The following is a 13,041-nucleotide window of genomic DNA, read 5'->3' as shown; positions in this document are numbered from 1 at the left end:
TATTGTTTCTTTGAAAACAAACCGGATGCATTGCAAGGATACTATATTGAGGACTCAAAACAACTGGCCTTATTCTAAACTTATCCCGAACTCAGGTAATACGGATGTTATTAATGACGGGCAACTTACTATTCTACTAATTTTACAACGGGCTCATATCATTTATGCCGTGAAGCACGCATAATTTCAATAACAAATGCAACAATCAGTCCGATACCTCCTCCCAATAATACGCTGGCTCCATAAATAATGGAAACAGTTTCACGGACAGGACGACTGGCCATATCGCTGGCAAAATATTCCGGCTGAGAATTTAAAATAATACAATATCCTGTCAATAATCCCAATCCAAGTCCTATTAACAGACACCCCAAGCGAAGAGATGACGAGGACATAGGAAACAGATTTCCTCCCAGATTGAATAAAGACAAGCCTGTATTTTTTTGTTTTTCATCGGTCAATGCCTCCACCGGAAGCTTCTCTATCAACATCATACGTTCTTTTCTGCCGACAAACAATTCGAACAACTTGTAAATAACGCCAAAAACTATTGCAACATTAGCAACAATCATCAATTCTTCCATATCGTTTTCCTTTTAAAGTGAATATTTTTGTTTCTTTGTCCGTTTAGACGAACCAATGCACGAAAAGGTTACAACCATAATGAAGAAAAAAATTTTTTCTCAATCTTTGTAACCTCAACCTCGGGAAAGCGTCTAAAAAGACAAATAAAAAAAGACGAATCATATATCATCACGCGTATCCTGGCAGGAAAAACTGAAGAGTATGCTTACTTCCTCGATACTTATGGGCAAGCAGTCTTCGCACTGATCGTCCGTATGGTCAATTCCGAAGAAGATGCCGAGGAGCTGACGCAGGATGCATTTATGAAAGCTTTCGAACATTTATCATCATTCGGCGGGAAAAGTAGCTTTTCTACCTGGATTTATCGTATCGCCTATAATACGGCACTATCTTTTCTGCGAAAGAAAAATGTGGAACAAACAATGCTGGATGACAATTTATGGAATCAGATATCAGACACACAAATAGACAACACATTAAACGATGATTCGGAAGAACAAATAAAAAAACTGCAACAGGCGCTGACCAAACTAACTGCCGAAGAACGCGCATTGGTCACATTGTTCTATGAAGAAGAACGCCCTATACAGGAACTTGCCCAGATTCTGAATCAGAACGAAGGAAATATTAAAGTTAAGCTACACCGTTTACGCAAGAAATTATATTTATTAATGCAAAAGGAGGAGTAAAGATGACAGAGTATAAAGACCAAGGACTACGGAAAGCTGCCCGACAGAATAAGCCTCCCCAGCTTCCAAGCAATTTCACCTATCGCATGATGAAACGAATTGGGGAAGAAATGTATCTGCGTGAGAAACGACAGGAAAAACGTTTATTCATATTAATGATACTCACTGTCACTCTGATGATAGGAGGATGCATCGGCATGATTGTATGGATATATGGGAAAGAAATAGCCGAAGGTTTACAAAAATCAGTCAACAATCTGCCTGAACCTTCATCACTCATTTTTTATCTTCCGATGCTGATTGCATTGCCTTTATTGAGAATATTCGATCGCTGGCTACGGAGAAAATTCAAACATCTATTATAGAATCAGTCCATCAGGTGCAATATACCATCAGGAAAAGGCATAAAAAAGCCCGGCAAAAATGCCGAGCTTTTTCTATATTAAAGCAAACTGCTCAATTATTTCCGATAATTAGCCAGTTCTTCTGCATTGAACTTACGGATAAAGTTGAAATGTTTTTCAACTTCCGATTCGGCATAATTTACATATACATTCAGCGACTTACCAAACAGCTCAGGAGCTTTCGTTGCATCCTGAAGCAACAAATGACTCATTACGCAGACAGCTGCCATTTCATACAAGCGGCGTGCTACGAAATCGAGCAGTTCCTGGTTCTGAGCTTCCTTCACAGCATTTGTACAAGCCTCCAGCTTACGAGTCATTTCCTTGATACGGTTCATGTAGTCTTCATATTCCGGAGCGCATGGAATTGTTTCGTATTCATGCAAAGTAGCAGCATAAGCACCGTTGGTTACATAACGGATAGCCGCAACAGTCTGCAACTGAGTAGTACCTTCGTAGATACTTGTGATACGAGCATCACGATAGATACGCTGACAAGCATATTCCATCATAAAACCAGAACCGCCGTGTACCTGAATACAGTCGTATGCATTCTGGTTGGCATATTCAGAGTTCATACCTTTTGCCAGCGGAGTAAAGCTGTCAGCCAGTTTTGCATAACGTTTTTGTTCCTGACGTTCTTCCGGAGTCAGCTTACGTTCACGCGCAATATCGTCCAAGGCTTTATAGATATCTACGTAACGAGAAGTCTGATACAACAAGGCACGACCCGCATCCAGTTTTGCTTTGATAGTAGCCAGCATATCGTATACAGCCGGGAACTCGATAATCGCTTTGCCGAACTGCTTACGGTCTTTTGCATACGCCAAAGCCTCATCGTATGCAGCCTGGCTCAAACCAACCGACTGAGCCGCAATACCCAGACGAGCACCGTTCATCAAAGCCATGACATATTTAATCAAACCGAGCTTACGTTCACCACAAAGTTCAGCTTTTGCATTCTTGTATACCAATTCACAAGTCGGAGAACCATGAATACCCAGCTTATTTTCTATACGACGTACGTCTACTCCACCGTCGTTCTTATCGTAAATAAACATAGACAATCCACGACCATCGTGTGTACCTTCTTCCGAACGAGCCAATACCAGATGCAGGTTAGCGTCACCGTTTGTGATAAAACGTTTTACACCATTCAAACGCCAGCAGTTATTAGCCTCATCGTATGTAGCTTTCAACATCACGCTCTGAAGGTCAGAACCGGCATCAGGTTCTGTCAAGTCCATTGACATAGTTTCACCTGCGCAGATACGCGGAATGAAACGGCTGTGCTGATCTTCGTTTCCAAATTCATAAAGTGTTTCGATACAATCCTGAAGTGACCAGATATTACCAAAGCCCGCATCAGCCTGAGCCACGATTTCCGCACACATAGTATACGGAGTGATCGGGAAGTTCAAACCGCCAAAACGGCGAGGCATTGTCATACCGTTCAGACCCGCCTTCACCATTGCATCCAGGTTAGCCTTTGTACCCGAAGCATATTCCACACGACCGTTCGCACAATGCGGACCTTCTTCGTCTACTCCTTCTGCATTTGCAGCAATCACCTCACCGGTAATTTCACCGGTAATTTCCAACACTTTATCGTAAGAGTCGATAGCATCTGCATAATCCAGCGGCGCATAATCGTACTCGTCTTTATCTCTGTAATCGCGTTCCTTCAACTGACAGATACGCTCCATCATCGGATTGTTCAAGTGAAACTTGAGTTCCGGATGTTCTGTATAAAAGTTTGCCATTATTTACTGTTCTTTTTATAATACTTAATCATTTTCGGAATCACTTCTTCCACTGTTCCGTTGATTACATAATCAGCGATGGTGTTAATCGGCGCATTAGGATCATTGTTTACAGATATAATGATACCTGCATCCTGCATACCGGCTATATGCTGAATCTGACCAGAGATACCACAAGCGATATACAATTTCGGATGTACAGTTACACCTGTCTGACCAATCTGACGGTCGTGTTCGCAGAAACCAGCATCTACAGCTGCACGGCTGGCACCTACTTCTGCATGAAGTTCCTTAGCAAGTTCGAACAACATATCGAATCCTTCCTTGCTTCCCATACCATAACCACCGGCAACTACGATAGGAGCACCCTTCAGATTATGTTTTGCTTTTTCTACATGGCGATCGATAACCTTTACTACATAATCCGTTTCGGGTACATACTTCGCAACGTCGTGACGAATCACTTCACCCTGATAATTGGCATCTACGATTTCTTTCTTCATCACACCCTCACGAACTGTAGCCATCTGCGGACGATGTTCCGGATTGACAATGGTAGCCACAATATTACCGCCGAAAGCAGGACGAATCTGATACAACAGATTTTCGTAAGTAACACCATTCTTCTTATCCTCGTGATTACCGATTTCCAACTGAGTACAGTCGGCAGTCAGACCACTTGTCAGAGCTGAAGAAACACGTGGTCCCAGATCACGACCGATAACGGTAGCACCCATCAGACAAATCTGCGGTTTTTCTTCCTTGAACAAGTTGACGAGAATAGAAGTATGAGGAAGTGAAGTATAAGGGAACAAGCCCGGAGCATCGAATACATGAACACGATCTACTCCGTATGGCAAAACTTGTTTTTCTACATCGGCAAGGTCGCTGCCGGCACAGATGGCTTCCAACTGACATCCCAGCTGACTGGCTAACTTACGACCTTTGGTTAAAAGTTCGAGACTGACATCGGCAACATGTTTGCCTTCCATCTCACAATATACAAATACGTTATTCATAGTCTTTATCCAATAGTGTGGTTAGCCAACAGTTCTACAATCAAATTTTCTACATCAGCATCGCTACCTGTAATAGTTTTGCTTTCCTTCGCCTGGAAGATGATGTTTTCAATCTTCTTCACTTTAGTAGGTGAACCCGACAAACCACATTGTTTTGTATCACCGTTTACGTCAGCTACGCTCCACTCTGTGATATTCAGATAAGGACGGCTTTCGTACAAAGAAGCATAAGGCAACTCTGCTCCATCTTTTGTAATGGCAGCTTTTTCCTGTCCGCCCAAAGCACGTTTATATTTCTGAACCAGTTTTGCATTACGCGGGCGGCAAGGAGCTGCACTGCCGTTTACTGTCAGAACAATCGGGAGCGGAGCTTCTACAGTTTCTACGCCACCGTCGATATGACGCTTTACACGAATACGTCCGTCCTTTACTTCTTGGATTTCTTCAACGTATGTTACCTGAGGTAATCCCAGCTTTTCTGCTACCTGAGGTCCTACCTGTGCAGTATCACCATCGATAGCCTGACGACCACCTACGATGACATCATATTCACCAATCTTACGGATAGCTGTAGCCAGAGCATACGAAGTAGCCAACGTATCGGCACCGGCAAAGGCACGGTCGGTCAGTAAATAGCCGTTATCTGCTCCTCTGTATAATCCTTCACGAATAATTTCAGCGGCACGCCCCGGTCCCATCGTCAAGATGGTTACGGTAGAACCCGGATGTGTGTCTTTCAGTCTGAGCGCTTGTTCCAAAGCATTCAGGTCTTCCGGATTGAAGATAGCCGGAAGAGCCGCACGATTAATAGTACCGTCGGCATTCATGGCATCTTTCCCTACACAGCGAGTGTCAGGTACTTGCTTTGCCAATACAACAATTTTCAAGCTCATTAGATAATATATTAATTAGTATTAGTAGTTTAATTGACGGCAAAATTAATGAAAGCATTTGTTTTGCAAAAAGATATAAGAAAAAAATGCACATCCGGCTTCCGTTCGTGCAAAACCAGCCAGCCTTATTTCAGGCAATATTCCACATCAGCCTGCAACTGTTCGAACGAAGCAATCGGACTGTCGGAATAAACGGAATATACCATAAGCTGCTTGTCCGAAACATACACGCGAGGAATACCTTGCTCGGAAAACAGGTCATATACCTCCCTACCCGGCTGAGGAGAATAAGGCATTGTCAGACCGTTTGCCAACCAATATGCAGCAACTTCACCAGCAGACTCTTCCCTGCTGATGCAATATATCTTCACCTGTGGATTATCCCGATAGCAATCGTAAAGCCGTTGTACTACCGGAAGTTCCTGCTGACAGTCGGGACAGGAAGTATGAAAAAAGACCAATACAGAAACAACGCCCTCCAAATCGGATGTCGATATACGAGTATCGTCACTTAACAATACGGAAAAATCGGGCAGTTTGTCACCACGACGAATCCCTTCCTCCCCGGAAGGCGAATCATCACGGATGCACGACGGCAGGCACAACAAGCCACAGAGTATAAAAAACAACAAACGGTAAAGATGTAACATTCTCCTAATCTATAATTATTTGCCGATAAATATATGAAAAAACCTTTGTATATTTGCCTGAAACAACATACAAATACTGAAATCATGGAAGATTTATATCTGGAAGTAGCCCGCCAATTATTGGACATGGGCATTGACAAAGAAAACCTCAGCTGGAGTACCCGACTTACACTCGTAGTACTCATCCTGCTGATTTCATATATCATGACCAAACTATTCAGGCACCTGGTTATACCGGCAGTGCACAAAATCACATCTCGCACAAAGGCTACGTGGGACGACTACTTGTTCAATGAAAGAATGATGACCAGTTTCTGCCGCATGATTCCTCCCATCATGCTTTATCTGCTGCTGCCCTTTGTATTCAGCAATGTGCCTCAAGTACTGCATATACTACTGAAGATCTGTCTTATTTACTTAGTCATCACAACCCTTCTCCTTGTCAATTCGTTCCTGAATTCACTATATGAGATTTCCAACGAGCACGAAACCCTGCGCAACCGTCCGCTAAAAGGAATCTACCAGATGATTAACCTGATTGCTATCGGAATAGGAATCATATTAATTATCAGCATCCTCATCGACCAGAATGCGGCAACCATCCTTGCCGGACTGGGAGCTTCGGCTGCCGTCCTGATGTTGATTTTTAAAGACAGTATACTGGGACTGGTAGCAGGCGTACAGCTTTCGGCCAACGACATGCTTCGTCCGGGCGACTGGATCACCATGCCCAAGTACGGAGCAGACGGTGATGTGCTGGAAGTTTCACTGACTACCGTCAAGGTACGCAACTTCGACAAGACGATTACCACCATCCCTCCCTACGCACTGGTCAGCGATTCGTTTCAGAACTGGCGGGGAATGCGTGAAACCGGAGGACGACGTATCAAGCGTTCGGTATTTATCGACATGACAACCGTACATTTCTGTTCCGAAAAAGAAAAACAATTATTTGCCTCACGCGGATGGATAGACGAAACACAGGCCAAGCCTGAAGCACAAGTAGTAAATCTTCATGTTTTCCGTAATTATCTTCAGAGCTACCTGAAGGGACATCCTCGTACCCACAAAGAACTAATGATTATGGTCCGTCAGATGCAACCTACTTCCGAAGGATTACCTCTGGAAATATATTGCTTTACGAATACCACCATCTGGCCCGAATATGAACAGATACAAGGTGAGATTTTCGATCATATTCTTGCCATAATTCCCGAATTCGGTCTGAGAATATTCCAGCGTCCGTCGGGAAACGACTTAAGTACAACCATTAAATAAGAAAAAAGACATTATGGAAAAAGGATTAACTTATACATCCAAGACAACTGTCTGCAAAGAAAATACAGCTTTAACCGTAGGATCGGGCGACATGGAAGTGTTCGCTACTCCCGCTTTGGTGGCACTCATGGAAAATGCCGCCATGAATGCCGTCAAGCCATACCTGCCGGAAGGTTCCACAACGGTAGGAGCCATGATTCAGACATCACACATCAAACCCTCGGGACTTGGTGAAGAAATATCGGCTACAGCCCTACTGGAAGAGGCAGAAGGCAGAAAACTCACTTTTAAAGTTTCTGCTTCCGACTCAAAAGGCATAATCGGCGAAGGCATACATATTCGTTATATTGTAGACCGCGAGCGCTTCTTATCAAAGCTATAAGCAGGGACTTTAAAATTACCTCGTCACATTCGAGATAATTTTTGTACAAAAAAATTTTTTCTTTGTACAAATTATTTCGAAAGATCAAGACGTTTTTTTCCATATCCGCCGAGAGATATAAATAAAGATGCCCTTCACCTTTTCATCCCCTCATTTCATCCGTCAGGATAAGAGAAAATGAATAAAGGTAAAGGGCATCTTTTCAACAGAATCCGATTACTCTTTCACGTAATTTTTCGAGGCATCCGTCACGACCAGTACACGATCTTCTCCCCGCATGTAAGGAGCATCGTATTGAAACGCTGTTACCTTATTGTCAAATTCACCGATATATTTCATCGTTCCATTCTGCGGATTGAACCACCATGCCTTTTTCCTGTCCCCACTTATTTTAGTCAAATCAATCTGCATGGGACGTGCACTGTAGTTATAAACCAGCAAATAGTCACTACCCCGTGTAGCAATCGCCCGGTCATAACGCTCTCCGTTTGTGCCGGCTATCACACTCTGGTCGGGAACACGTTCAAAGAACGGGAAACGAAGTATCAGCTCCTTCAGATATTTCATCTGATTAAAGCCTTCATCCTTCAAGGCTTCCTGCCATGTTTCCTGAGCTCCATATGCCGGTGCATATCCTTCACAGTAAAACTGCATGATGGAATTATTGCCATAAGTATGTCCGAAGGAACCGGCAAAGACCGACCAATATGCATAACGACGTACATCATCTGCCGTCCAGCGACATTCTTTCGGATTATGCAGCCCGTGTGGAATACCTTCATAGCTGGGTTCGGCATCCAGAACCGGCTTCATCGGCTTCTTGGAAAGACTTGCTTCTACATAACGCCAGTTGTCTTCTGCCACATTACTGTCGGCCAGGTTATCTCCGTCACCTTTCGTCTGTCCGTAGCGGCGATGCCCACTCTGAAACATATTAAAGTCGAGCCAGTCGGCATCATTGAACCAGGTAGCAGACATAGTCCGGCCAAACGGGTGGAACGTCATCAAGTGATTTTTGTCGATGGAGCGAATGGTACGTGCCAGTGTTTCCCATACTTCTGTTTTTACATCTCCACGTATATCCCCTCCGATTATCCATACGATGTTCGGATTATCCTTATATCTTTCGGCAAGGAACGTTCCGTAAGCTTTTGCTTCCTTCACATCCATCTTACCACCTTTCACCAATCCTCCCCAGATACATACCATGCCAATATATATACCTTTGCTTTCGGCTGTACGGACAATGTAATCCATATGATCCCAATAGCCATATACACCTTCTTTGTCAATATGAGTAAAATCGAATCCGTCCGTCATGGAGTACTGCCCGTACACGTTCATGGAAGGAACCCCGTTCAATGTCTGTATCTGTACCACATTGAATCCGGCACGACTACAGTTATCCAGATAAAAAGCCACCTCTTCGCGGTCCAGTCTTTGCGGCATCAGCCAGCCGGTATCTCCCAGCCAGAAAAATGGTTGTCCGTTCTGATGCTTCAGATAACGCCCTTCGGCAGATACTTCCAACTGGCCGTTTTTCCACGGCAGTTGCGCATTCATCGTCGATGCTACGGCAAGACACGATAAAACGATTCCTGCCAGTTTTGTCCAGTATTTCATCTTGTTGCGATTAAAAAATTATAATATTGAGATAAATATAAGTATTCTGTACAAATGTATATGATGTTTTTCAATAACGTACTGTTATTTCCTCATTGCTATCTATCCACAAGCGATATTTTCCTTCGGATATCTTCTGAAATTCACCCACCGACGCCCGAGGTTGCTTCCGGGCAGAAACATACAGATAACCTTTGCCCCGGTCGGCTTTCAGGCGAATTGTCTTCCGATCCATATAAACAGTAATTTCTCCTCCTGGAACCGGAACACTTCCCTTCATCCATTTCAAGCCGCCCAATACGGGAGTTACAGCATATTCCTCATATCCGGGTTTTACCGGCTTCACTCCTAAATAATATTTTCCCAGCAAATATACAGGACTGGCTCCCCATGCATGACAAAGACTCTTCCCGTACGGGCGTCCATACATGGCAAGATGTTCTGTACCTTTCTCGTCTGGATTATATTTTTCCCAGAATGATGTAGCTCCTTCTTTCAGCATACCTCCCCAGTAAGCCAGCATTTCTTCCATAACCTGCTCCTGCTCGCCCAGTGCACACAGAGCTTCCAGCTCATAAAAGCGCATATACGGAGTTGTAATTTTCAGGATACTATCGTTCAGCAACACGCTTTGTTTGATGAGCTGTTGTTTTTCTTCTGAAAGATAATTATAGAATACGGCAAACATATTGGCATAACGTGTCACGGTACTGCTTTGCTTTCCTCCGATGCGATTGTGCACCAACGCTTTTGCATCCTCACTCCAGAACGCCGGCTCCAGTTTGTTCCGTAAGGAAGAAGCCAACTCCTCATACAGCTTGACATCCCGGTCTTCGCCGGCAAGGCGAGCACAAAGTGCCATTGTTTCCAGACTTTTGCAGAAAAGTACCTGTTCGAACGCCAACTGTCCTTTCTTGTCGAGATAACCATCCGCCCAATCAACAAACACCCAGTCGCCTGTCATTCCCTGTACCATACCGTCATTGTCGGTACGTCCCAATACATATTCCATCAGCGACTTCATCCGAGGATAAAGTTGTCCGACAAAACTCTTGTCTCCTGTATACATATAATAATCATATACACTCAGGAACCAATAAAAAGTATAATCCATAATGGTATTGATATGGGAGGTTACCGGATCCTTTCCCCTTAACTGCCAAATGGTACGCTTCACTGTTTCCGAATCGAAGAACAGGTAATAGTTCATCAAATAGCTCTGAATAGCATCTCCACTCCATACCCAACGGTCACGCTTGATACCGTCGATGAAGAACTCACGGGTGGTAAGATGCATTGTGTAAGCGCCTATCTCCCAGATTTTATTCAACAAATCATTATCACACTGGAAACTTCCCCGATAGTTTTCGGGCATATATTCATATTGCATTGCAACCTTTCCGATGGAAGCCTGACTATCGCATACCACGTAAACATAACGAAAGGCTTTATTGCTCTCCATCGTATAATGTCCGTCTGCCAGACTTCGGGTCGTACAAAGTGCACGATCGGTTACTTTTCCGTTCTCAACCGATAATATATCCATGGTTTCACACCGTGCAGTATCCAAGGCTTCTTCTTTGCTTTCACCATAATAAATCCGCACCTTTCCTTTTCCTTTCATTTCCCCAAAGTCAAGATACCCGAAAGTTTCCCTTCCAAAATCATAAAGAACACCTTTTTCCACAGAAGTTGACGAAACGGCCTGCAACGGCTTGCAGGGTAAACGAAACATAGAAGGTCGTTTTTCTTCAGAATCAAAATTCCAGCTACCCGCATCCATGTACACGGTAGCCGAGGTATCACTGGCCTTCCCGCTTTCATCTATCCATTCCTTATCTTCGTACGTCACCTTCCAGCTTGCATCACTCTTAATCGTTTGTCCGTCAATATAAATAGACGGAGGAGTAATCTGGTTCCATACCTTGATATTGATTTTGTGCTTTCCTGACGGAATTGTCAGTCTTTCGGGCATGCCAAACTGTAATTTGCCGTCCAGTTTGACGTTGTATCTGCCTTCCACACTCAACCGTATCGTTTCGGCGACAGGTAAGTCAACCTCTTTACTGAATTCAACAACCACATAGTGACTGTCTGTTTTACAGAAAGGAGGGAAAAAAGCTCCTCTTTCCGTACGACGGTTGTTCATCTGGTTGCCCAACCATATTTCATAATCTCCCGGATACCATATCCAGGTCTGTGCCTCCAATGAAGCACACATCCCCACCGAAGCAAGCAAGGTTACAAATTTTGTTTTCATTTTGCGTGTTTTATTGTTCAAGTATTCTATCAGAATTCAGTTACCACCGGACGCCCTTCCATCCAGGCAATCATATTCAAGACCAGAAAATTCCAGTTTTGAAATCCCTTATTCAGTACCGGCTCTCCATTATCGGGCAGATAGTATTCATGCAATGCCCCGAAGCGTTCGAAATCACGTCCCAACAACAATACGGTCTTCTCTGCAACCTCACGTGCTTCTTTCTCATAGCCATATTCCAATAAGCCACGGAAAACAAGATAATTCACGTTAATCCAAACAGGTCCGGCCCATGAAGACGGATTACCGCTGGCACGTACATCGTACATTTTTTCCAGCGGAGAAAGTGTACGAATGCCAGCAGGAGCGTTAAACGAAGTGGTATCACAAAAATGTATCTGCACCATTTGCCGGGCTTGTTCCGGCGTCGCAACTTTAGCCCACATTGCCATAAAACCACTCCATACGCTAAATCGTTGAATCAGGCAGTCGTAAGTTCTGGGTTGTCCTACATGCAAGTATAAATCTCCCGGATACAATCCTTCGATGTCGGGCTTTTCTACTGGAAGGAGATTGAAGTCTACACTATAATAAAAGCGGTCACGCGCATCCCAGCAATGTTTCTGAATATTATTTTTTAAGGTATCTGCCTCCTTTTGAAAGAAAGTTGAAATATCTTTCAGGTTCAAACAATCGGACAGGTAAGCCATTGCCAAAAGCTCCTTGTACATTAAACAATTCAGAAATATAGATCCCGAACTTTCATGAGGGCGATAAAAAGTACTCGGATCATTGTCTACTCCGATAGCCTCGTCGGTTTCCCAATAAATAAGTCCAGTTGCTTTATGCCGGTGGAAATTAAGATATTTGGAAACAAAAGCCTGTAGTGTATAAAAATCTTCCCGTAACCATTCAGCATCTCCACCCATATTTTTTACGATAAAGGCAGCATGCTGGGCAAGCGTAGGCTTATGCATATTAGTCTTCCACGGATTTCGCTTTTTCAACATATCTTCACGGCTCGGAGCATTACGCTCTATCCAGATAGGAATCCAGCCATCCATTCCTCCATAACTCAATGAATTCAGTACACATCCTTGCTCATAAGCCAAAGCTTCCCTTTTATCAGCCTCGGTTCCCTTATCCGATAAAATTTGACGCAGAGCAACATCGCTAAGCCACGAATCCCAATCCCATAACATATCCAGATACTGACTACTTCCCGGAGCCAAAAAAGGAAATCGTAAAGAGCCTCCAGCCTGACGATACATGCCTTTCATCTCCTTATATATATGTGTTTTGCAAATCTCCTTATATTTCTCAATATTCACGACGTTGCGTTCCGGCAACTGAGCCCGACACAGGCACCCTATTACAATATTTAATACAAATATCAAAATTGTCTTTTTCATAGCGACTGAATGATTTATAGTCAATAACAATAACAAAAGAAAAGGCTGATAACCTTGAAAAGATTTTCACCTTATCAACATCG

General features: G+C 43.6%; 13 protein-coding genes. 5 read left to right on the top strand and 8 right to left on the bottom strand.

Annotated elements, in window-relative coordinates:
• Positions 1-184: hypothetical protein (locus ACZM60_RS03205; protein ID WP_489520807.1), on the top strand; the 184-nt coding region annotated here is incomplete at its 5' end.
• On the opposite strand, the gene ACZM60_RS03200 is transcribed toward ACZM60_RS03205, so the two are convergent.
• On the bottom strand, positions 159-584 hold the full coding sequence (locus tag ACZM60_RS03200; protein WP_489520806.1) for a DUF6249 domain-containing protein: 426 nt from the start codon (positions 582-584) through the stop codon (positions 159-161). The genes ACZM60_RS03205 and ACZM60_RS03200 overlap by 26 nt on opposite strands.
• 144 nt (positions 585-728) lie before the next feature.
• Here ACZM60_RS03200 and ACZM60_RS03195 point away from each other — a divergent pair, with 144 nt between their 5' ends.
• Both ACZM60_RS03195 and ACZM60_RS03190 read left to right on the top strand, forming a co-directional pair.
• The gene (locus ACZM60_RS03195; RefSeq protein ID WP_489520811.1) at positions 729-1,274 is read left to right on the top strand and encodes an RNA polymerase sigma factor; all 546 of its coding nucleotides are present in this window, start codon (positions 729-731) and stop codon (positions 1,272-1,274) included.
• 2 nt (positions 1,275-1,276) lie between these two features.
• A complete protein-coding gene (locus tag ACZM60_RS03190; RefSeq protein ID WP_021970193.1) occupies positions 1,277-1,639 on the top strand; it encodes a hypothetical protein in 363 nt (120 codons plus the stop codon).
• A 95-nt stretch (positions 1,640-1,734) separates the two neighbouring features.
• On the opposite strand, the gene ACZM60_RS03185 is transcribed toward ACZM60_RS03190, so the two are convergent.
• The 4 genes from ACZM60_RS03185 to ACZM60_RS03170 form a co-directional block, all read right to left on the bottom strand.
• Positions 1,735-3,441, bottom strand: coding sequence for an acyl-CoA dehydrogenase family protein (locus ACZM60_RS03185; RefSeq protein ID WP_021970194.1), 1,707 nt, complete (start codon positions 3,439-3,441; stop codon positions 1,735-1,737).
• Positions 3,441-4,460 (bottom strand): electron transfer flavoprotein subunit alpha/FixB family protein, encoded by a 1,020-nt coding sequence (locus ACZM60_RS03180; protein ID WP_340320197.1) that lies wholly within the window; start codon positions 4,458-4,460, stop codon positions 3,441-3,443. Before ACZM60_RS03180 ends, ACZM60_RS03185 begins: the two co-directional genes overlap by 1 nt.
• Positions 4,461-4,465: 5 nt before the next feature.
• On the bottom strand, positions 4,466-5,353 hold the full coding sequence (locus ACZM60_RS03175; RefSeq protein WP_340320196.1) for an electron transfer flavoprotein subunit beta/FixA family protein: 888 nt from the start codon (positions 5,351-5,353) through the stop codon (positions 4,466-4,468).
• A gap of 125 nt (positions 5,354-5,478) precedes the next feature.
• Positions 5,479-6,003 (bottom strand): TlpA family protein disulfide reductase, encoded by a 525-nt coding sequence (locus tag ACZM60_RS03170; RefSeq protein WP_489520805.1) that lies wholly within the window; start codon positions 6,001-6,003, stop codon positions 5,479-5,481.
• 84 nt (positions 6,004-6,087) lie between these two features.
• Between ACZM60_RS03170 and ACZM60_RS03165 the strand changes: the two genes are divergently transcribed.
• On the top strand, positions 6,088-7,281 hold the full coding sequence (locus ACZM60_RS03165) for a mechanosensitive ion channel family protein (RefSeq protein WP_489520804.1): 1,194 nt from the start codon (positions 6,088-6,090) through the stop codon (positions 7,279-7,281).
• Between the two features lie 13 nt (positions 7,282-7,294).
• Entirely contained in the window at positions 7,295-7,663 is a 369-nt protein-coding gene (locus ACZM60_RS03160) for a thioesterase family protein (protein ID WP_418586800.1), read from the top strand.
• A 216-nt stretch (positions 7,664-7,879) separates the two neighbouring features.
• Here the strand turns inward: ACZM60_RS03160 and ACZM60_RS03155 are convergent, their stop codons facing one another.
• From ACZM60_RS03155 to ACZM60_RS03145, 3 genes are all read right to left on the bottom strand, one after another.
• Entirely contained in the window at positions 7,880-9,286 is a 1,407-nt protein-coding gene (locus ACZM60_RS03155) for a glycoside hydrolase family 140 protein (protein WP_489520803.1), read from the bottom strand.
• Between the two features lie 70 nt (positions 9,287-9,356).
• Positions 9,357-11,546 (bottom strand): alpha-L-rhamnosidase-related protein, encoded by a 2,190-nt coding sequence (locus ACZM60_RS03150; RefSeq protein WP_489520802.1) that lies wholly within the window; start codon positions 11,544-11,546, stop codon positions 9,357-9,359.
• 29 nt (positions 11,547-11,575) lie between these two features.
• On the bottom strand, positions 11,576-12,958 hold the full coding sequence (locus ACZM60_RS03145) for an MGH1-like glycoside hydrolase domain-containing protein (RefSeq protein WP_021970173.1): 1,383 nt from the start codon (positions 12,956-12,958) through the stop codon (positions 11,576-11,578).
• Between the last annotated feature and the right edge of the window lie 83 nt (positions 12,959-13,041).

This window comes from Phocaeicola sp., from assembly GCF_057861905.1.
Note: the sequence above shows the minus strand (reverse complement) of the source record. Positions and strands in the feature narration are given on the sequence as shown.